16 protein-coding genes are annotated in these 19,817 nt (G+C 64.3%); 4 read left to right on the top strand and 12 right to left on the bottom strand.

Translation table 11 applies throughout. The features are described from left to right. Window positions 1–32: 32 nt before the first annotated feature. From yjfF to OIN59_RS08810, 8 genes are all read right to left on the bottom strand, one after another. Window positions 33–1,070 carry a galactofuranose ABC transporter, permease protein YjfF gene (gene yjfF / locus OIN59_RS08845; RefSeq protein ID WP_274109344.1) on the bottom strand — a complete coding sequence of 346 codons (1,038 nt, stop codon included), beginning with the start codon at window positions 1,068–1,070 and terminating at the stop codon, window positions 33–35. Beyond that, window positions 1,067–2,119: an ABC transporter permease gene (locus tag OIN59_RS08840; protein ID WP_274109342.1), complete on the bottom strand. Its 1,053-nt coding sequence runs from the start codon at window positions 2,117–2,119 to the stop codon at window positions 1,067–1,069. Before OIN59_RS08840 ends, yjfF begins: the two co-directional genes overlap by 4 nt. Continuing rightward, the gene (locus OIN59_RS08835; RefSeq protein WP_274109340.1) at window positions 2,112–3,668 is read right to left on the bottom strand and encodes a sugar ABC transporter ATP-binding protein; all 1,557 of its coding nucleotides are present in this window, start codon (window positions 3,666–3,668) and stop codon (window positions 2,112–2,114) included. The genes OIN59_RS08840 and OIN59_RS08835 overlap by 8 nt, the downstream gene beginning before the upstream one ends. Beyond that, a complete protein-coding gene (gene mmsB / locus OIN59_RS08830; RefSeq protein ID WP_274109338.1) occupies window positions 3,665–4,894 on the bottom strand; it encodes a multiple monosaccharide ABC transporter permease in 1,230 nt (409 codons plus the stop codon). The genes OIN59_RS08835 and mmsB overlap by 4 nt, the downstream gene beginning before the upstream one ends. A 1-nt stretch (window position 4,895) precedes the next feature. Further along, window positions 4,896–6,413 (bottom strand): multiple monosaccharide ABC transporter ATP-binding protein, encoded by a 1,518-nt coding sequence (gene mmsA / locus OIN59_RS08825; RefSeq protein WP_274109336.1) that lies wholly within the window; start codon window positions 6,411–6,413, stop codon window positions 4,896–4,898. A 110-nt stretch (window positions 6,414–6,523) separates the two neighbouring features. Then, on the bottom strand, window positions 6,524–7,594 hold the full coding sequence (chvE, locus tag OIN59_RS08820; protein ID WP_274109334.1) for a multiple monosaccharide ABC transporter substrate-binding protein: 1,071 nt from the start codon (window positions 7,592–7,594) through the stop codon (window positions 6,524–6,526). Between the two features lie 191 nt (window positions 7,595–7,785). After that, the gene (locus OIN59_RS08815) at window positions 7,786–8,751 is read right to left on the bottom strand and encodes an ABC transporter substrate-binding protein (RefSeq protein WP_274109332.1); all 966 of its coding nucleotides are present in this window, start codon (window positions 8,749–8,751) and stop codon (window positions 7,786–7,788) included. 71 nt (window positions 8,752–8,822) lie between these two features. After that, a complete protein-coding gene (locus OIN59_RS08810; protein ID WP_274109330.1) occupies window positions 8,823–10,274 on the bottom strand; it encodes an aldehyde dehydrogenase family protein in 1,452 nt (483 codons plus the stop codon). Window positions 10,275–10,407: 133 nt separating this feature from the next. On the opposite strand from OIN59_RS08810, the gene OIN59_RS08805 reads away from it, so the two are divergent. Beyond that, on the top strand, window positions 10,408–11,370 hold the full coding sequence (locus OIN59_RS08805; RefSeq protein ID WP_274109328.1) for a LysR substrate-binding domain-containing protein: 963 nt from the start codon (window positions 10,408–10,410) through the stop codon (window positions 11,368–11,370). A gap of 949 nt (window positions 11,371–12,319) precedes the next feature. Here OIN59_RS08805 and OIN59_RS08800 read toward each other — a convergent pair. Further along, on the bottom strand, window positions 12,320–13,141 hold the full coding sequence (locus tag OIN59_RS08800; RefSeq protein ID WP_274109326.1) for an SDR family NAD(P)-dependent oxidoreductase: 822 nt from the start codon (window positions 13,139–13,141) through the stop codon (window positions 12,320–12,322). A 133-nt stretch (window positions 13,142–13,274) separates the two neighbouring features. Here OIN59_RS08800 and OIN59_RS08795 point away from each other — a divergent pair, with 133 nt between their 5' ends. Beyond that, window positions 13,275–14,219 (top strand): SMP-30/gluconolactonase/LRE family protein, encoded by a 945-nt coding sequence (locus tag OIN59_RS08795; protein WP_274109882.1) that lies wholly within the window; start codon window positions 13,275–13,277, stop codon window positions 14,217–14,219. A gap of 76 nt (window positions 14,220–14,295) precedes the next feature. Continuing rightward, the gene (locus tag OIN59_RS08790) at window positions 14,296–15,231 is read left to right on the top strand and encodes an aldose 1-epimerase (RefSeq protein ID WP_274109324.1); all 936 of its coding nucleotides are present in this window, start codon (window positions 14,296–14,298) and stop codon (window positions 15,229–15,231) included. Between the two features lie 65 nt (window positions 15,232–15,296). On the opposite strand, the gene OIN59_RS08785 is transcribed toward OIN59_RS08790, so the two are convergent. Next, window positions 15,297–15,677, bottom strand: a complete 381-nt coding sequence (locus OIN59_RS08785; RefSeq protein ID WP_274109880.1) for a DUF1801 domain-containing protein — start codon at window positions 15,675–15,677, stop codon at window positions 15,297–15,299. Between the two features lie 465 nt (window positions 15,678–16,142). Here OIN59_RS08785 and yjjJ point away from each other — a divergent pair, with 465 nt between their 5' ends. Further along, window positions 16,143–17,501, top strand: coding sequence for a type II toxin-antitoxin system HipA family toxin YjjJ (gene yjjJ / locus OIN59_RS08780; protein ID WP_274109322.1), 1,359 nt, complete (start codon window positions 16,143–16,145; stop codon window positions 17,499–17,501). A 302-nt stretch (window positions 17,502–17,803) separates the two neighbouring features. Here yjjJ and OIN59_RS08775 read toward each other — a convergent pair whose 3' ends face one another. After that, window positions 17,804–18,295, bottom strand: coding sequence for a hypothetical protein (locus tag OIN59_RS08775; protein ID WP_274109320.1), 492 nt, complete (start codon window positions 18,293–18,295; stop codon window positions 17,804–17,806). Window positions 18,296–18,650: 355 nt separating this feature from the next. Continuing rightward, complete coding sequence (locus OIN59_RS08770) at window positions 18,651–19,712, bottom strand: AI-2E family transporter (protein WP_274109318.1); 1,062 nt, start codon at window positions 19,710–19,712, stop codon at window positions 18,651–18,653. Window positions 19,713–19,817 lie beyond the last annotated feature (105 nt).

Below are 19,817 nucleotides of genomic sequence, written 5' to 3'. Positions count from 1 at the left end.
TGGGGTGCGAGAGAAAGAGGAGAAATGAAGAGTCAATGGGCCTTGCCCGAGCGGCGCGAAAGCAGCCGCTGCAGCAGACAGAAAGCGAACAGCAGCACACCAACGACGATGCGTGTCCACCAGGAGCTGAGCGTGCCGTCGAAGGAAATCAGGGTCTGGATGATTCCGAGCATGAGCACGCCAAACAGCGTGCCCGCCACATAGCCCACACCACCGGTGAGCAGCGTGCCGCCAATGACCACGGCGGCAATCGCGTCCAGCTCCATGCCCACGGCATGCAGGCCATAGCCCGACAGCATGTAGAACGTGAACACCACCCCCGCCAGCGCAGAGCAAAAGCCCGAGAGCGTGTACACGCCAATCAGCGTGCGGCGCACCGGCAGGCCCATGAGCACAGCCGAGTGCTCGCTGCCGCCCACCGCATACACGCTGCGGCCAAACGGCGTGCAGTGCGCGACAAACAGGGCCACCAGCAGCACGACGATGGCGATGAGCGCGCCCAGCGAGAGCGATGCGCCTTCCCACAGCGGCAGTCGCCACTGGGCCAACTCCGAGTAGCCTTCGTGTGTGATGCTGATCGAGTCGATGCTGATCAGGTAGCAAAGCCCCCGCGCGAGGAACATGCCGGCCAGCGTCACGATGAAGGGCTGCAGTCGAAAGCGCTCGATGAGGAAACCCATGAACGCGCCAAACGCCGTGCCCATCAGCAGTACCAGCGGGATGGCGACCATCGGGTTCCAGCCCCGGTGTTCCACCAGCGCGGCCAGCACCATGGTGGTCAGCGCCACCACCGAGCCCACCGAGAGGTCGATGCCGCCCGACAGGATCACGAACGTCATGCCCACCGCCACGATGATGAGGAAGGCGTTGTCGATCAGCAGGTTGAGGAACACCTGGGCCGAGAAGAACCCGGTGTACAGCACCGAACCCAGCGTGGCCATGGCCACGAACAGCGAGATGGTGGCCGCCAGCGGCAGGTACTTGGGGTTGAACCGGGCGCGTGCAGCGGTGGCCTGTGGGGCAGGGCGGCTCACGCTGCTGAAGCCTGCGGTCTTGGGCACGGCGCTCATTGCAAGGCTCCCGCGCCGGGGCGGCGTGCCAGGGCGCCCAATTGCGCCCGAAACTCGGGCGACTGCAGCAGCATCACGATGAACACCACCACAGCTTTCACCACCAGGTTGATCTCGGGCGGCACGCCCAGCGAGTAGATGGCGTAGGTCAGCGTCTGGATGATGAGCGCACCAATCACGCTGCCCACCAGGCTGAAGCGGCCTCCGGTGAGGGCGGTGCCACCCAGCGTGACGGCCAGGATGGCGTCCAGCTCCAGCAGCTGCCCGGCGTTGTTGCCGTCTGCGCTCTTCACGTTGGAGCTGATGAGCAGCCCCGCAATGCCCGCGCACACACCGCAGAACACATAGGCCGCCACGATAAGCCGCCCCGCCTGCACGCCCGCAACCCGCGCCGCCGTAGGGTTGATACCCACTGCCTGGATGAACAGGCCCAGCGCCGTGCGCGTGATGGCCAGGTACAGCACGGCAAAGACCACGGCCACCACAAACAGCGAGAACGGCAGACCCGCCAGGTACCCGCCGCCCATGAAGAAGTAGGGCGTGTAGTAGATGGTGATGATCTGCCCATCGGTGATGAGCTGGGCAATGCCCCGGCCCGCCACCATGAGGATCAGCGTGGCAATGATGGGCTGCATGCCCACCTTGGCCACCAGCACGCCGTTCCACAGCCCGCACAGCAGTGCGATGCCGATGGCACCCAGAATGGCGACCGGCAGGGGAAACCGGCTTTCGGTGCCCGACACCGAGCCGCCGATCAGCCACGCTGCCACGGCCGCTGCAATGGCCACCGTCGCACCCACTGAGATGTCGATACCCCGAGTGGCGATCACCAGCGTCATGCCCAGCGATACCAGCACCAGCGGTGCGGCGCGGTTCAGGATGTCGATGAGGCTGCCGTACAGGTGGCCGTCGCGCCATTCGATGTGCAAGAAGCTCGCGTTGAAGGCCGTGTTGATGCCCAGCAACAACAGCAGCGTGATGATGGGCCAAGCCAATCGATGGTGCAGCAGCGCGGTAATGGGGGAGGGGGTATTGCGTTCTTCAGGCATGTTGTTCTGCGGCGATGAGTTCGTAGACGGCGTCTTCGCTGCTGCCCGCTGGCAGTTCGCCGACCTTTTTGCGGTCGCGGAGCACCACGATGCGGTGCGCCACGCGCACCACCTCGCTCATTTCGGAAGAGATGAACAACACGGCCATACCGGCCTGCGCCAGCTGCAGGATCTGCTCCATGATTTCTTGCTTGGCTGCGACATCGATGCCGCGCGTGGGTTCGTCCAGGATGAGCAGGCGCGGCTCGATGGCCATCCAGCGGGCGAGGATCGCCTTTTGCTGGTTACCGCCCGAGAGCAGGCCGATGGGCTTGTCCACACTCTCGGTCTTGATGCCCAGCAGCTTCACATAGCGCTCGGACAGCGCCGTTTGTTCGGCGCGTGAGAGAAATTTGCCCACGCCCATGCGGGCCTGCAGCGCCAGCGCAATGTTCTCGCGCACCGAGAGTTCGGCCACGATGCCGTCGGTCTTGCGCTCCTCGGGGCACAGGGCCAGGCCATGGCGGATCGCGTCCTTGGGGTTGGCAAACTTCACCACCTGCCCGTCGATGCGCAGCGCGCCCCGGTCGGGCTGCTCCAGGCCGAACAGCAGGCGCGCCAGCTCGGTGCGGCCCGAGCCCAGCAAGCCCGCCAGGCCTACCACCTCGCCAGCGCGGATCTGCAGGTCCAGCGGCTGCAGTTGCGTGTCTTGCCCCAGGCCCTCGGTTTGCAGCAGCGTGGCTTGACGGCTGTCCACGGTGGGCGCTGGTGCGGGTTGCTCCGACGCCGCGGCCAGGTCGCGGCCCAGCATGGCGGCGATCAGCGCTTGTGACCCCAGGTCTTTGGCCAGCCACTCGCCCACCCAGCTGCCGTTGCGCAGCACGGTGATGCGGTCGGACACGGCATACACCTGGTTCAGGAAATGCGTCACAAAGACGATAGACAGCCCCTCGCTGCGCAGGCGCCGCAGCACCTCGAAGAGCTTTTGCACTTCGTCGTCGTCCAGGCTGGAGGTGGGCTCATCCAGGATCAGCACACGCGATTCGATGCTGAGCGCCCGGGCAATCGCCACCAGCTGCTGCACGGCCACGGGGTAGTCCGACAGCAGGCGCGTCACGTCGATCTGAAGCCCGATGCGCGCCACCAGGTCGCGCGCGCGCTGGTGCAGCGTGGCCCAGTCGATGCGAAAGCCCTGCGCGATGCCGCAGCGCGGGTAGCGGCCCGCAAAGATGTTCTCGGCCACCGAGAGGTTGGGGCAGAGGTTGACCTCCTGGTACACCGTGCTGATGCCCAGGCGCTGCGCGGCCAGCGGCGAGTCAGGCCACACGGCTTCATTGCCCAGCCGCATCTGGCCGCCGCTGGCTTCCAGCACGCCCGTCAGCACCTTGATCAGTGTGGACTTGCCCGCACCGTTTTGCCCCATGAGCGCATGGATCTCGCCAGGGTAGAGGTTGAGCTGCACGTCGCGCAGCACGGGGATGCCCGCAAACTGTTTGTGGATGCCCGAAAGCTGCAGCACAGGCGCGGCAGCGGGGGCGTGAACGGTGGATGCGTCCATGGAAACCGTCATGCCTTGTTCTTGTTGTAGACATCCACGAGCACGGCTGCCAGCAGCACCACGCCCTTGATGACCTGCTGGTAGTCGATGCCGATGCCCAGGATGGACATGCCGTTGTTCATCACGCCCATCACAAAGGCGCCGATGACCGCGCCCATCACCTTGCCCACGCCGCCCGATGCCGATGCGCCGCCGATGAAGCAGGCCGCAATCACGTCCAGCTCAAAACCCAGGCCCGCCTTGGGCGTGGCGGTGTTCAGCCGCGCCGCAAACACCAGCCCGGCCAGGGCTGCCAACACGCCCATGTTGATGAAGGCATACAGCGTGAGCCGCTCGGTCTTGATGCCCGAGAGTTTGGCCGCCTTCTCATTGCCGCCCATGGCATAGATGCGGCGGCCGACGGTGGTGCGGCTGGTGACAAAGTCGAACAGCACGATCAGCAGCGCCATCACGATGAGTACGTTGGGCAGGCCCTTGTATGAGGCCAGGAGGTAGCTGAAGTACACCAGCAGCCCGCCAAAAACGATGGTGCGGGCGATGAACAGACCCGCAGGCTCTGTCTGCACGCCGTGGCGCAGCCGGTTGGCGCGCTGGCGCAGGCCGCCCACGGCCAGGGCCGCTGCCACGGCCGCGCCCAGCAGCAGCGAGGTGAGGCGCAGCCCCTCCACACTGAACAGGTCGGGGATAAAACCCGAGCTGAGCATCTGGAACGCCGAGGGGAACGGCCCCACCGACTGACCCGCCAGCAGCGCCAGCGCCAGGCCCTTGAACACCAGCATGCCCGCCAACGTGACGATGAACGAGGGGATGCGCGAGAAGGCCACAAACCCGCCTTGAATGGCGCCGATGAGCCCGCCGCACAGCAGGCACAGCAGCGTGGCGGGCACAAAGTGCCAGTTGTATTCGACCATCAGCACCGCAGCCAGTGCGCCGATGAAGCCACACACCGAGCCCACCGACAGGTCGATGTGCCCGGCCACGATGACCAGCAGCATGCCCAGCGCCATGATGACGATGTAGCTGTTCTGCAGCACCAGGTTGGTCAGGTTCAAGGGCTGCATCAGCGTGCCCTCGGTCATGTACTGGAAGAAGCCCATGATGGCCACCAGCGTGATCAACATGCCGTATTCGCGCAGGTTGTGCTGCAGGTGCTGCAGCAGCGACTTGTCGTGCCGCGCCGCTGCTGTCGGGTTTCCGTCTGCCAGCGTGCTGGCGGGGGGATGGGTGGTCTGGCTCATATCAACTGGCTTTCACAATCGCTCGCATGATCTTTTCTTGCGAGGCATCTGAAGTTGGCATCTCGGCCACAAAGCGGCCTTCGTTCATCACATAGATGCGGTCCGTGATGCCCAGCAGCTCAGGCATTTCGGAGGAGATCACGATCACGCATTTGCCCTCGGCCGCCAACTGGGCGATGAGGGTGTAGATCTCGTACTTGGCGCCCACGTCGATGCCGCGCGTGGGCTCGTCGAGGATGAGCACTTCGGGGCTGGTGAACAGCCATTTGCTCAGCACCACTTTTTGCTGGTTGCCGCCCGAGAGGTTCAGCGTCTTCTGGTCCACGCCCGAGCAGCGGATGCGCAGCTTCTCGCGGTAGTCCTGTGCCACGCGGTGTTCCTGGCCGCTGTCGATCACGCTGGCGAACGACACGCCCGGCAGGTTGGCCAGCGAGGTGTTGAACTGGATGTCTTCGTTCAGCACCAGGCCATTGCCCTTACGGTCTTCGGTCACATAGGCCAGGCCTTGGCGCACGGCCTTTTCCACCGTGCTCACATCGATGGGCTGGCCGTGCAGCCGCACTTCGCCGCTGATGCGCTGGCCCCAGGAGCGGCCGAAGATGCTCATGGCCAGCTCGGTGCGGCCTGCGCCCATCAGGCCCGCAATGCCCACGATCTCGCCGCGCCGCACATTCAGGTCGATGCCCTTGAGGTGCTCGCGGTCGCTGCGCTGCGGGTGGTGGGCGCGCCAGTTGCGCACCTCAAAAACAATGTCACCCACTTGCGGCTGGCGCTGCGGGTAGCGGTCGCTCATCTCGCGGCCCACCATGGCCTGGATCACGCGGTCTTCGCTCACCGGGCCTTCGCGGCAGTCCAGCATCTGCACGGTGCTGCCATCGCGCAGCACGGTGATGGCATCGGCCACACGCGAGATTTCGTTGAGCTTGTGCGAGATCAGGATGCAGGTGATGCCCTGGGCTTTCAGCTCCAGCAGCAGGTCCAGCAGGGCTTGGCTGTCGTTCTCGTTGAGGCTGGCAGTGGGCTCGTCCAGGATCAGCAGGCGCACCTTGCGCGACAGCGCCTTGGCAATCTCCACCAGTTGCTGCTTGCCCACGCCCAGCTGGCCCACCGGTGTGTCGGGCGATTCGCGCAGGCCCACTTTGTGCAGCAGCGCTTGGGCGCGGCTGTGGGCAGCCATCCAGTCGATGACGCCGTGCCGCGCGGTTTCGTTGCCCAGGAAGATGTTCTCGGCAATCGACAGGAGCGGCACCAGCGCCAGCTCCTGGTGAATGATGATGATGCCCAGGTGCTCGCTGTCGCGGATGCCCGCGAACTCGCGCTCCTGCCCGTCGAACAGTATCTGGCCGCTGTAGCTGCCGTGTGGGTACACACCCGAAAGCACCTTCATCAGCGTGGATTTGCCCGCCCCGTTTTCGCCGACGATGGCATGAATCTCCCCGGCCCGCACCTGCAGGTTGACCTGGTTCAGCGCCACCACGCCGGGGAAGGTTTTGCGGATGTTCCGCATTTCAAGAAGCATGGTCTCTCAGTCTGTTGGTGGGGCCTCTGGCCCCATCCCGGTTGCGTGCCGCCTGCGCTGCCCCAGAGGCATTCGCAAGCGGCGGCTTTAGATGCAGAAGCCGCTCGTGCTCACTTGATCTGAGACTCTTTGTAATACCCGCTGCCCACCAGCACAGAGTTCCAGTTGGAGGCATCCACCGACACGGGCTTGAGCAGGTACGAGGGCACCACCTTCACGCCGTTGTTGTAGGTTTTGGTGTCGTTGATCTCGGGCTGCTTGCCCGTCAGCACGGCGTCCACCATGTTGGCGGCCACCTTGGCCAGCTCGCGGGTGTCCTTGAACACCGTGGAAGACTGCTCGCCCTTGAGGATGGACTTGATGGAAGGCACCTCAGCGTCTTGGCCGCTGACCACGGGGCAGGGCTGCTGGGCGGTGCAGTAGCCCACGCCCTTGAGGGAGGACAGAATGCCGATGGAGATGCCGTCATAGGGCGACAGCACCGCATGCACCTTGTCCTTGCCGTAGTAGGCCGACAGCAGGTTGTCCATGCGCGCCTGGGCCACCGAGCCGTCCCAGCGCAGCGTGCCCACCTTGTTCATGCCGGTCTGCTTGCTGCGCACCACCAGCTTGCCGCTGTCGATGTAGGGCTGCAGCACGCTCATGGCGCCGTCGTAGAAGAAAAAGGCGTTGTTGTCGTCGGGCGAGCCGCCGAACAGTTCCATGTTGAACGGACCCTTGCCTTGCTTCAAGCCCAGCTTGTCCACGATGGACGTGGCCTGCAGCACACCCACCTGGAAGTTGTCGAACGTGGCGTAGTAGTCCACGTTCTTCGATCCCTTGATGAGGCGGTCGTACGCGATGACCTTCACGCCCTTGTCTGCCGCGCTTTGCAGCACGCGCGACAGTGTGGTGCCGTCAATGGATGCGATCACCAGCACCTTGGCGCCCTTGGTGATCATGTTCTCGATCTGCGCGAGCTGGTTGGGGATGTCGTCTTCGGCGTACTGCAGGTCGGTCTTGTAGCCCCGGTCCTTGAGCACCTTGACCATGTTGTCGCCATCGGCAATCCAGCGCGCCGAGGACTTGGTGGGCATCGAGATGCCGATGGTGCCCTTGTCCTGGGCCGATGCCACGGACGTGGCGCCAATGGCAGCCAGTGCCACGGTGGCCAACACGGCCTTGAAAATTGCACGCTTCATGGGTTTCTGTCTCCTGGTTTGAATTTGTTGTTTTGACGGTCGCCTAAAGCTCGCCAAAGGCTGACGCAACTGGCACGGTCTAAGGCCAGTGCCACCGCGCAAGGGCCGCCCCGCCGCGCCGGTGGCGTCCCCCTTCCCGCATCGCGCAGCGATGCGAGAGAAAGGGGGAAGGCGCGCAGCGCCTCAGGGGGTTAATACTTCCTGTTAGGCATTTCCTTCGCCGCCACTTCCATCGGGAAGATGCCTTCTTCCGTCACGATGCGCTTGGGCACGGCTTTGCCGGCCTTGATGTCCTTGACGGCACTCATCAGCTGTGGGCCCAGCAGAGGACTGCACTCCACGCTCACATTGAGCTTGCCGGCGATCATGGCTTCAAAGGCGCCCTTCACTGCGTCGATGGAGATGATGGTGATGTCCTTGGCGGGCTTCATACCGGCCTCTTCGATGGCCTGGATGGCGCCAATCGCCATGTCGTCGTTGTGCGCGTACAGCACATTGATCTTCTTGCCCTCGGCCTTCAGGAAGGCTTCCATCACTTCCTTGCCCTTGGCACGGGTGAAGTCGCCGGTCTGGCTGCGGATGATCTTGAACTTGGGGTCGGCCTTGATGACTTCTTCAAAGCCCTTCTTGCGGTCGATGGCAGGGGCGGAGCCCACGGTGCCTTGCAGCTCGACGATGTTGACCTCGCCCTTCTGGTCCTTCATCTTCTCCACCAGCCAGCGGCCGGCCTTGCGGCCTTCTTCCACAAAGTCCGAGCCCATGAAGGTCACGTACAGCGACGTGTCCTTGGTGTTCACCGCGCGGTCGGTCAGCACCACGGGGATCTTGGCGGCCTTGGCCTCGCGCAGCACGGGCTCCCAGCCGGACTCCACCACGGGCGAGAACGCAATCACGTCCACCTTCTGCGCGATGAACGAGCGGATGGCCTTGATCTGGTTCTCCTGCTTTTGCTGCGCGTCCGAGAACTTCAGCTCGATGCCCGCCTCCTTGGCGGCCGACTTGATGGACTCGGTGTTGGCGGTGCGCCATTCACTCTCGGCCCCCACCTGGCTGAAGCCCAGCACGAGGGGCTTTTGCGCCCAGGCCGTGCCGGGCAGCAAGGCGGCCACGGGCACGCTGGCCAAGGCGGCAGCAACGGTGCGGCGGTTCATTTTCATCATCTTGTCTCCTGTCTGTAATGGTTGGTTGACGATGGTTGCGGGAAGAGAACGGGAAGGAAGAATGAGGCTCAGGCGAGCATGTAGCCGGTCTTGACCGTGGTGTAGAACTCGGCGGCGTAGCGCCCCTGCTCGCGGGCGCCGTAGCTCGATTCCTTGCGACCACCAAAAGGCACATGAAAGTCCACGCCCGCCGTGGGCAGGTTCACCATGGTCATGCCCACGGCCGCGTGGCGCTTGAAGTGCATGGCGCGCTTGAGCGATGTGGTGCAAATGCCCGCGCACAGCCCAAAGGGCGTGTCGTTGGCCAAGGCCAGTGCGTGCTCGTAGTCGTCAGCCCGCAGCACGCAGGCCACGGGGCCAAAGATTTCCTCGCGCGCCACGCGGTGCTCGGGGCGGGCCAGAAAGAGGGCGGGGCTCATGTAATGGCCTGGGGTGGGGCGCTCCAGGCGCTCGCCACCCCAGACATGCTCCGCCCCCTCATTGCGCGCAATGTCGATGTAGCCCAGGTTCTGGGCCAGCTGGTTGTCGTCCACCACCGGGCCCATCTCGGTGCCGCGCTCCAGCGCGTGGCCCACCTTCAGGCTGGCCAGTCGGTTGCGCAGGCGCGCCACAAAGGCGTCGTGCACTTCGGCCTCGACGATGAGGCGACTCGACGCCGTGCAGCGCTGGCCGGTGGAGAAGTACGAGCCCTGCAGCGCGCAGTCCACCGCCTGGTCCAGGTCGGCGTCGGCCAGCACGATGAGCGGGTTCTTGCCTCCCATCTCCAGCTGCACCTTGGCGCGGCGCTGGCTGGCGGCGCGCAGGATGCGGTCGCCGGTGGAAACAGAGCCGGTAAAGCTCAGCGCGTTGACCAGCGGGTGGTCCACCAGCGTCTGCCCCACCTCGCGGCCGCTGCCCATGACGAGGTTGAAGGCACCGGCGGGCAGGCCGCTGCGGCTGATGATTTCGGCCAGCGCCCAGCCGCAGGCGGGCACCAGTTCGGCGGGCTTGAACACCACGGTGTTGCCGTAGGCCAGGGCCGGGGCGATCTTCCAGGCCGGGATGGCGAACGGGAAGTTCCACGGCGCGATGATGCCCACCACGCCCACGGGCTCGCGGGTCACGTCCACCTGCACGCCCTGGCGCACCGAGGCCAGCAGCTCGCCCTGGATGCGCAGCGCCTCGCCCGCAAAAAACTTGAAGATTTGCCCGCTGCGCGCCACTTCGGCGATGCCTTCGGGCAGCGTCTTGCCTTCTTCACGCGCCAGCAGCGCGCCCAGCTCGTCCTTGCGTGCCAGCAGCTCGCTGCCGATCATGTCCAGCACGTCGGCGCGGCGTTGGGGTGTGCTCTGGCTCCAGGTGGGCAGGGCGTCGGCTGCAGCGCGCACGGCCAGCTCGGTCTGGTTGCGGTCGGCGCGGGCGTATTCGGCCACCACCTCGCGGGTGTCTGACGGGTTGGTGCTGGTGCCGGTGGTGGTGCCGATTTCCCACCGGCCGTTGATCAGGTGCCGGGGGCTGAGCTGGAGGTCGCCGAGCTTCATGGAGAGAGGCCTTTGTTGCAGTTGCGGCGAAGTCTAGGCAAGGTTTTGATATCAATCCAATCGTTTTTTAGACAAAATACATATCGTTCTTTGCATTCTGGAAAACCCCTCCCTTTTGCGTCCTCCGCCATCCATGAGCACCTACAACCACTGGTTCATCCGCGCCCGCCTCAAGACGCGCCAACTGCTGCTGCTGGTGGCCCTGGCCGAAGAGGGCAACATCCACCGCGCCGCCCAGGTGCTCAGCATGACCCAGCCTGCTGCGTCCAAGCTGCTCAAGGACCTGGAGGACGTGCTGGAGGTGTCGCTGTTTGACCGCCTGCCGCGTGGCATGCGACCCACCTGGTATGGCGAGACCATGATTCGCCACGCGCGCATGGCCCTGGCCAACCTGAACCAGGCGCACGACGAGATCGGTGCGCTCAAGCGCGGGCACTACGGCCAGGTGGGCATTGGCGCCATCACCTCGCCCGGCCTGAGCCTGCTGCCCGCCGCCGTGGCGCAGGTCAAGCAGGAGCACCCCAGCCTGCGCATTTCGCTGGACATCGAAACCAGCCCGGTGCTGCTGGAGCGGCTTGAGCAGGGCAAGCTCGACATCGTGGTGGGCCGCCTGTACGAAGAGCACGACAAGGAGAACCTGCGCTATGAGTCGCTGACGGAGGAGTTGGTCTGCGCCATGACCCGCCCGGGCCACCCGCTGTCGAGCATGAGCGGGCTGACGCTGCGCGATGTGGTGTCGGCCAGCTGGATCGTGCCACCTGCGGGCAGCGTGCTGCGGCACCGGTTTGACCTGATGTTCCAGCAGGACGGGCTGGCGCCGCCGCTGCACACGGTGGAGACATCGGCGCTGTTGTTCATCACGCGCATGCTGCAGCAGAGCGACATGATTGCGGTGGTGGCGGAGGATGTGGCGCGCTATTACGCTGCGCATGGGATCGTGACGGTGTTGCCGCTGGCGATGCCGTGCCATATGGATGCGTTCGGGATCATCACGCGGTCAGACAGGCTGTTGTCGCCGGCGGCGAAGGTGATGATGAAGGCGTTGAAGCAGACGAGCCTGGTGCAGTATGGGCGGCGGTTGGATGTGGGGGATTGATGGCTTTGGGTGTTATTGGCTGGATGCGCTAGTGGAATATGCGCGGGTAGCTATTGATTTTGTAGTGTTTGTTTTCGTGCGCTGAATGAGCCGCATGCCTTTGCTGGGGACGGAGGCCGGGAGTCGCCCGGCGTGCGAGTAACTTTCTTTTGCTTCGCCAAAAGAAAGTCACCAAAGAAAAGGCGCCCCCCAGTCTGCGACCCCTTCGCGGTGCGAAGGGGCAAACCTGCGTCGTGTCGGTTGTGGGGTGCGCCGTGGAACTCACTGCGCTGCGGTGCAGCTTCGTTCAGACATCCACGGCGAGTCAGTTCACGAGGCATGGGCGCTTCGACGCCCATGCTCACCCCACAACCGCCCCGCCGCAGGCGCAGCCAGCAGGGGGTGGACAGCCGAACATCCAAACAGCCAACATCCATTCGGGCCATCGCTGCGCTCGGCCCAGCGTCCGCAGCGCGTGGCGCTTGCGCCCGCGAGTTGGGGCCGAGCGCAGCGCAGCGAAGCAATGGCCCGTGTGGATGTCCGCTCCCTGGGTTCCCTTCTGGATGCGCCTGGGGCGCGCAGGGCGCGGGGTGGCATGTGTGCCGAAGGACACACATGCTTCGTGAACTGACTCACCGCAGTTGTTCGAACGAAGCGCCGTAGGCGCGCAGCGAGTTCTGCGGTGCACCCCGTGACCGAGCACCCCAGGTTGCCCCGTAGCGAAGCGAAGGGGTCGCAGACAGTAGGGCCGCCCTTTCTTTGGTGACTTTCTTTCGGCGACGCGAAAGAAAGTTACTCGCACGCCGGGCGACTCCCGGCCTCCGCCCTGAATCCAAGCATGCCTCTCAAACCAGCGCGCGCCGGCTCAGACGGGCTCAGCTCGAACGCTCGTAGATCACCAGAAACTACAAAAACAATAGCTACCGGCGCTTAATGGATAAGCGCCAGAGCCCAAAAAGACTTCACAAAATCAAACCCATCCCGCATCCACCTTGAACTCCTGCGCCGTACACATAGCCGCATCATCCGACGCCAAAAACAACACCATCCGCGCAATGTCATGCGGCCGCAGCTTGTCCGGTAAGCACTGGTTGCGCGCCAGCTCCTTCTCGCCTTCGGCGTCCAGCCACAGCTTGATCTGCCGCTCCGTCATCACCCAGCCCGGGGACACCGTGTTGATGCGGATCCGGTCCTGCCCCAGCGTCTTGGCCAGCCCGCGCGTGAGGCCGTTGACCGACGACTTGGCAATGGCATAGCAGGGGTAGCCCGTGCCCTTGCCCTGCCAGCCCGTGGAGCCCAGGTTGATGACCGAGCCCGCTCCCAGCCTGCGCATGCCCGGCACCACGGCCTGGATGGCGAAGAAGGCGGGGCGCTCGTTGATGGCCATGCGCTCGTCGTAGTACGCGGGGGTCACAGATTCGAGCGTGTGCCGGTCGTCGCTGGCCACGTTGTTCACCAGCGCCGCAAAGTCGCAGCCCAGCTCGGCCGCCGCTTCGGCCACGCAGGCTTGCAGGGCGTGCACGTCGCGCACGTCGCACACACGCCACCAGGGGCGGGGCAGGCCCGCGTCGGCAATGTGCTGGGCCAGGGCCTCGCTCGCGTTGCGCGCCACGTCCACAAAGGCCACGCGGGCGCCTTGTTCAGCAAACGCGGCCACGATGGCCGCGCCAATGCCGCTGCCGCCGCCGGTCACAAACACGGCGCGGCCTTGCAGGCTGGGGAATTTCGCCAGGCCCTGGGGGGCACCCGTGGCGTCGGTCGAGGAAGAAGAGGGAGTAAAAAGTTGTGACATATCAATATTGCAATCAATCAATGGCAAAAAAATTCATTTCAAGCATCAATTGGCGTTGATAAGATGCCGCTCGTCAAGTGCCTGGCGGCAGGCCGATGCAAAAAAACGACCGGAGACAACCAACGTGCGCCCTTTGCTGGATACCCCCATCCCACCGCCCGCAGGCGCGTCCGCTTCTGTTCCAACAACAACCGGCGCCGTGCGCTGCGTGATCACACTGGGCAACGCACTGGGCGAAGGCGTGTTGTGGTCGGTGCGCGAGCAGGCCGTGTATTGGGTGGACATCCTGCAGCGCGAGCTGCACCGGTGGAGCCCGGCCACCGGCGCCCGCCAGCGCTGGACGTTTGATGAAGAAATCTCCGCCATCGCCGAGCGCGCCCACGCACCGGGCTTCATCGTTACGCTGCGCCGGGGTTTTGCACTGTTCGACCCGGCTGTCGATATCGCCCCGCGCTACCTGCACCAGCCCGAGCCGGAGCGCACGGGCAACCGCTTCAACGACGGCAAGTGCGACGCCCAAGGGCGCTTTTGGAGCGGCAGCATGGACTTTGCGTGCGAGGCCCCTACAGGCGCGCTTTACAGCTACACCGCCAGCGGCGCATGCGTGCGGCACGACGATGGTTTTGCCGTGACCAATGGCCCCACCTGGGCCACCACTGCGCAGGGCCCGGCCATGTTTTTCAACGACACGGTGCAGGGCACCACCTACCGCTACCGCTGCGACCCGGCCACCGGCACCGTGAGCGACAAAACGCTGTGGAAGCACTGGCCCGCTGCCGACGGCGTGCCCGACGGCATGACCACCGACGCGCAAGGCCGCCTGTGGGTGGCGCACTGGGGCAGTGGCTGCATCACCTGCCACGATGCCGACACGGCCGAAGAGCTGGCCCGCATCACCCTGCCCGTGAGCCAGGTCACCAACTGCGCCTTTGGCGGTGCAGATTTGCGCACGCTGTACATCACCTCGGCCCGCACCGGCCTCACGCCCGAGCAGATCGCGGCCGAGCCACTGGCCGGTGCACTGTTTGCCGTGGACATCAGCACGCCCGGCCTGCCTGCGCATCTTTTTGGTGGCTGACGCTGGCCCCACGCGCAGCGGCGGGGCCCGTGGCTCCGCCTCCTTTTCTCTCCACCCCGCAGAAAGCACACCGCCCATGACCGAGGCCACTTCATCCCACCCCATCGTCTGGCTTCACCGCGCGGGGCAGCACCTGGGCCTGGTGCCCACACTGGGCGGCAGCGTGGCGGCCTGGCAGATCGATGACCCGCAAGACGCATCGGCGCGCATCGACCTGTGGCGGCCGTGGGATGGCACCACGCCCGACCTGTACCAGCTTGCGTCCTTCGCCATGGTGCCCTGGTCCAACCGCATCAGCGGCGACGGGTTTGAGCATGCGGGGCAGTTCCACCCCATGCGGCCCAACCGGGTGGGCGAGCCGTACCCCATCCACGGCGATGGCTGGCTGCAGGCCTGGCAGCTGACCCAGCCCGCGCCCGACACGCTGCAGATGCAGCTGCGCTCCGAGCGCTTTGACGGCAACCCCTACGACTACGAATGTGTGCAGACCTTCCGGCTGGTGGACGGCGGCCTGGACCAATCGGTGCAAGTGCGCCACCTGGGCGCGCAGCCGTTGCCCTACGGCCTGGGCCTGCACCCCTGGTTTCCGCGCACGCCCGGCACGCGCATCACGGCGCCGGTGCAGGGCGTGTGGCTGTGTGGCGACGACCCCTTGCCCACAGAGCACACGCACCACTTCCCGCCCGGCTGGGACTTGAACACCGGCGCGCCCGCACACGGCGGCCTGATCGACAACGCCTACACCGGCTGGGGCGGCACGGCCCACATCGACTGGCCCGAGCGCGGCCTGCGCCTCACGGCCCAGATGCCAGACTTTGAAAAGGATGGCGGCACGGCCCACCACTACTGCCTGGTCTACCGCTCACCGCAGGGCCCGGCGTTCTGCTTCGAGCCCATCACCCAGCCCATCGACGCCTTTCACCAACCAGGCCAGCCCGGCCTGCGCACGCTGGCGCAGGGGGAGGTGATGGTGATGAATGTGCAGTGGCGCTACTCGGCGCTGCGCGGTTGAGGATGGAGGGCGAAGAGCGGAGTTCAACGCGGCCTGGGTTGAAAGCCGCAGGTAGCGCGCCGCGCTCAGCTTGCTCTCTGCCTTGCGCCCTTGCTGCGGCTGCCCATCGCGTTCAGCTCTACCGCCGCGCGGATCAGCGCGCGAAACGCATCCGCATCCAGCGCATCGCCCTCGTGAATATCGATGGCCCGGCGTGCGTTGCCGTCCAGGCTGGCGTTGAACAACCGGGCCGGATCGGGCAGGGACGCGCCCTTCAAGAACGTCAGCTTGACGGCGGCCTTGTAGCTTTCGCCCGTGCACAAGATGCCGCCCAGCGACCACACCGGCGTGCCGCGCCACTTCCACTCTTCCACCACACCCGGCGCTGCCTCGTGAATCAGTTGGCGCACCTGCGCCAGCACCTCCCCCCGCCAGCCGCCCAGATCGGCAATGCGCTGGTCAATCAGTGCCGATGCCGCAGGGCCTGAAGGTGTCGCGGCTTCTGCCGAAGAGGCCTGCTGCGGCGCAGCGGAAGCCGGCTTGCGCGGTGCCGGGGCCACAGCGGGAGAGGGGAGTTTTTTGACAACAGCCACAGCGGGGTCCTTGGTGGAGTTGGGGGGGGCAGCGGCGCGCAGGGCGGGGCGAAAGGTTTGCCATTGTTGCCGCCGCCTGTGCTTTGGCAAGCCCCAAGGCTTGGCGAGAAGCATCCCTCACGGATGCGCATACGTGCCTGGTCGAATTCTTAATGAAATAGGCATCCACCGCCCTTCCAGTAAGCGCTGGCAGCTATCAATTTTGATTTCTGGCGTTTATCCCTGCAAGGATGGAAAGAGGTCAGCGCAGCCCATTCGTGGTTGCGCAGGCTCAGCTTCCCTTACTCATCTATTCTTTTATCTATTCAATTTTCAATTCAACCGGCGTATGCTTGAGCCATGCCCTCCGCCGCCCAGACCCACGCCAACGCCATCCGCACCCTGCTGCGCCCTGGCCCCACTAAGGCGCAAACGCTGGCCCAGGCGCTCCGGGTCAGCCAGCCCACCGTCTCCAGAGCCCTCAGCGCGCTGGAGGGCGATGTGGTGCCTTTTGGCGCTGCGCGATCTATTCAATACACGCTCCGCGATCCACTCCGCGCAGACCTGGATGCCACTGTGTACCGCGTCACCCCCCAGGGCGCGCTCGAAACCCTGGGCACCCTGGTCCCGGTGTGCCCACAGGGCTTTGTGATGGTCGAAGCGGGCGGGGCCCGGCTGCACAGCGACGGCCTGCCGTGGTGGATTTTTGACATGCGCCCGCAGGGCTACCTGGGTCGCGCCTACTGCCAGCGGCACGGCCAGCGCCTGGGCCTGCCCGAGCGGCTGGGCGACTGGAGCGACACCCACGCACTGCGCGCCATCCTGGACCAGGGCGACGACATGCCCGGCAACCTGCTCATCGGCCCCACCGCGCGCGACCAGTTTGTCAACGCGCCCGACCCCGTGCCGATTGCAGCAGCGCAAAAGCTGCACACCTACGCCCAGCTTGCCGACATGGCCGTGCGCGGCGAAGTGGCGGGCTCGTCAGCCGCCGGAGAGCAGCCCAAGTTCACCACCTACGCAGAGCAAGCCGATGGCACCGCCGCGCATGTGATGGTCAAGTTCACCGCAGAACTCGACACCCCCGTGAGCGCCCGCTGGCGCGACCTGCTGCTGGCCGAACACATCGCCTTGCAGGTGCTGCGGGACCATGGCGTGGCGGCGGCGCAGTCGATGACCTGGATGCACGGCACCCAGCGATTTCTGGAAGTGCAACGGTTTGACCGGCTGGGTGCGCGCGGGCGAAGGGCGCTCCATTCGTTCGCGACGCTGGACGCCGAGTTTGTCGGCAGCGGCGGCAACTGGCCGGTGATCGCCAGGGCGTTGTTGAAGGCCGGGGTCATCACCCCCAAGGCCTTTGATACGGCCTGCCTGCTGTGGGCGTTTGGCACCCTGATCGGCAACACTGATATGCATAGCGGCAATCTGTCGTGCTTGTCAGAGGGGGGCAGGCCTTACGCGCTGGCGCCTGCCTATGACATGACGCCCATGGCGTTTGCACCCACGGCGGGGGGAGGCTTGCCGGATCGGGCGCTGGAACTGATGGTGGGGGAGCAGGTCAGCGCGGTGGCGTGGAGGGAGGCGCTTGCGATGGCGCAGGTGTTCGTTCGCCGGTTGGAGGACGAGGAAGGATTCAGCGCGGGGTTCGACGCGTGCAAGGCCGAGTTGGTGCGCCATGTGACGGTGGCGGCGGAGCGTGTTGGGCGGCTGGCTGTTTAGGTGGGATATCGGCGGGTCACGCGGCAAGGGCTGGCGGCTATGGCGTTTGCAGAGACCAGATCCGTCGGGGCAAGAGCGCGCTTTGAAAACGGATTCAATGCCAAACATGCCGATAGCGCTTGTTCTATATGCGTTATCAGCTATGAAGTTGAGAGCGAATGTTGTTGCGCTCTTTTTCTTTGAATTTCGAAGTGAATGCGAGAGGATTGGCCGCTTAGGGCCCACAGCGGTCTTTGGCATTTCTCCAAACCAGTCGTTCGCAGCCGGCAAAAAAGGTGGCGCCGCTGGCTCTATCGGCTGGTTCAGCCGGCGTACGGTGGCCAGCGTGACGGTTCATTCTTCGAGCAAAACTCAACTGCTTTCATCAACCTGTGTCGCGTGAGATGTTGGCTGTAGGGCGTTTGCACGCCGAGCGAATTTCCTGTTTGTACGGACAGCCACCGAACGAACGAATCAGTGTCTGCAAACTCTTTTCGCTCTTTGTCGGCCCACTGCCAAGCGACCGCCTCAGAAGGAGTCGGAAGCTCGCCATCGCTGACCGAGCCATAGATGAAGGCCCCCTCTGCATACCGCAGACCCATACCGCATCCGTCCCGATGGCGATACGCAACCACGAGCCCACGCTGAAGAAAACCAGCCACAGCCGTCGCAAGTTCTTCACCGAATGGCGCGGTTTGCTCTACCTCCCATTCGCGGGCTCGATTGGCTTGAATTTTTCGCTTGAGGGCGATTGGTGCTAGCACAACCGCCAACACGGCGACGGTTGACAGGGCGACACCGATGAAATCCTGCACGGTTTCTCCTGAGACTATTGGACGGTATGCGAACGACCGGTCGTGGCCGATTGCCGACTTAGATCGGGGTCAGTACAACGTGAAATTATTGGCGAGTGATCGCAATGTTTAGCGAGTGAAGATGGGCTAATTTATTGAAAAATAAGGGTTTTTAGATCCCTTTTAATCCGTTGGTCACAAGTTCGAATCTTGTACGTCCTACCACCCGATTCAAAACGCCTCACAAGTGCGTTTGCAGCCAAAAGCCTCCCTTGGGAGGCTTTTGTTTTTTGCGCAATGAGTTGAGGGTTGGTCGCGTGGCCTGCATGCCAGCTCGCCGGGGTTGGCATGCATGGCCAAGGCCGTACGGGTGTCGCTAGGTTGGCGAGTCTGTGGCTGGCGGGGGGGCGAAAAGGTCCCAGCTAGCCATGAACAGTGCAGCTATCACCGGGCCAATCACAAACCCTGTGAGGCCGAACAAGGCCATCCCACCCAGGGTTGAGATCAGCACAATGTAGTCGGGCATTTTGGTGTCTTTGCCCACCAGAATGGGGCGCAGGATGTTGTCTACGAGTCCGATCACGCAGATGCCGAACGCAGTCAACACCACGCCTTGCCACACAGCGCCCGTGGCTAGAAAGTAGATGGCCACCGGCACCCAAATCAGCCCTGCACCCACAGCCGGCAAGAGCGACAGGAAGGCCATGAGAACTCCCCACAGCACCGGACCCTGGATACCCAGGGTCCAGAAGATCATGCCGCCCAGCGCGCCTTGAGAGGCTGCTACCACGATGTTGCCTTTGACCGTGGCCCGAATCACGGTGGTGAACTTGCTGACCAACTGGCGCTTGTGGGTGTCTTCCAGGGGCGTGGCCTGACCGATACGCACCGCCAGGCTGGCGCCGTCTCGTAGCAGGAAGAACAGCAAATACAGCATGATGCCGAAACTGACGATGAACTCCAGGGTGTTTTGGCCGACGCTCAGCGCCTGTGTGGCAACAAATTGACTGGCCTGTACTGCAAAGGATGAAAGCTTCTGTTGCAGTTCGCTCACGCTGGTCAGTTGCAGGCGGTCGAGCAGATCTGTGGTCCAGACGGGCAATGCGGCAATGACCTGCTGCAGGTACAGCCCGAAATTGATTTGGCCGGAGCGCACCCGTTCATAGATTGCTGTGGCTTCTTGAACCAGCGAGACGGTGATAGCCGCCATGGGCAAGATCACCACCACAAGACACAAGCCGAGTGTGCACAGCGCGGCGAGCGTGGGCCGCTTGGGCATTTTTCTCAGCAGTTTGCGGTGTAGTGGGGCAAAAAGAATGGCGAGGATGACGCCCCAAAAAACGGCACCATGAAACTGCCACAGGATCGCACCGAACGCGATGGTGACAAGGGCGAGCAGCAGCAAAAAGGCTTTGTCCTGAAGTTGGTGATGCAGCATGGAGTGGGGGTTGCAATGGGATACCCGGAATGTACGCGAGGCGCAGATCGGCACAGCTTTTTGCGCAGTGCGGCAATGATCTGGATCCCCGTTTTGGGGGTGGAC

It is taken from the genome of Acidovorax benzenivorans (assembly GCF_028680575.1).
Taxonomy (GTDB): Bacteria; Pseudomonadota; Gammaproteobacteria; order Burkholderiales; family Burkholderiaceae_C; genus Acidovorax; species Acidovorax benzenivorans.
This window is presented reverse-complemented; position numbering and strand designations above follow the sequence as displayed.

Coding starts and splice junctions, on each gene's coding strand:
- OIN59_RS08800 (WP_274109326.1), bottom strand. CDS start 13,141: ATGTCACAACTTTTTACTCCCTCTTCTTCCTCGACCGACGCCACGGGT.
- OIN59_RS08770 (WP_274109318.1), bottom strand. CDS start 19,712: ATGCTGCATCACCAACTTCAGGACAAAGCCTTTTTGCTGCTGCTCGCC.
- OIN59_RS08840 (WP_274109342.1), bottom strand. CDS start 2,119: ATGCCTGAAGAACGCAATACCCCCTCCCCCATTACCGCGCTGCTGCAC.
- yjfF (WP_274109344.1), bottom strand. CDS start 1,070: ATGAGCGCCGTGCCCAAGACCGCAGGCTTCAGCAGCGTGAGCCGCCCT.
- OIN59_RS08805 (WP_274109328.1), top strand. CDS start 10,408: ATGAGCACCTACAACCACTGGTTCATCCGCGCCCGCCTCAAGACGCGC.
- OIN59_RS08810 (WP_274109330.1), bottom strand. CDS start 10,274: ATGAAGCTCGGCGACCTCCAGCTCAGCCCCCGGCACCTGATCAACGGC.
- OIN59_RS08790 (WP_274109324.1), top strand. CDS start 14,296: ATGACCGAGGCCACTTCATCCCACCCCATCGTCTGGCTTCACCGCGCG.
- mmsA (WP_274109336.1), bottom strand. CDS start 6,413: ATGCTTCTTGAAATGCGGAACATCCGCAAAACCTTCCCCGGCGTGGTG.
- chvE (WP_274109334.1), bottom strand. CDS start 7,594: ATGAAGCGTGCAATTTTCAAGGCCGTGTTGGCCACCGTGGCACTGGCT.
- mmsB (WP_274109338.1), bottom strand. CDS start 4,894: ATGAGCCAGACCACCCATCCCCCCGCCAGCACGCTGGCAGACGGAAAC.
- OIN59_RS08835 (WP_274109340.1), bottom strand. CDS start 3,668: ATGACGGTTTCCATGGACGCATCCACCGTTCACGCCCCCGCTGCCGCG.
- OIN59_RS08815 (WP_274109332.1), bottom strand. CDS start 8,751: ATGAAAATGAACCGCCGCACCGTTGCTGCCGCCTTGGCCAGCGTGCCC.
- yjjJ (WP_274109322.1), top strand. CDS start 16,143: ATGCCCTCCGCCGCCCAGACCCACGCCAACGCCATCCGCACCCTGCTG.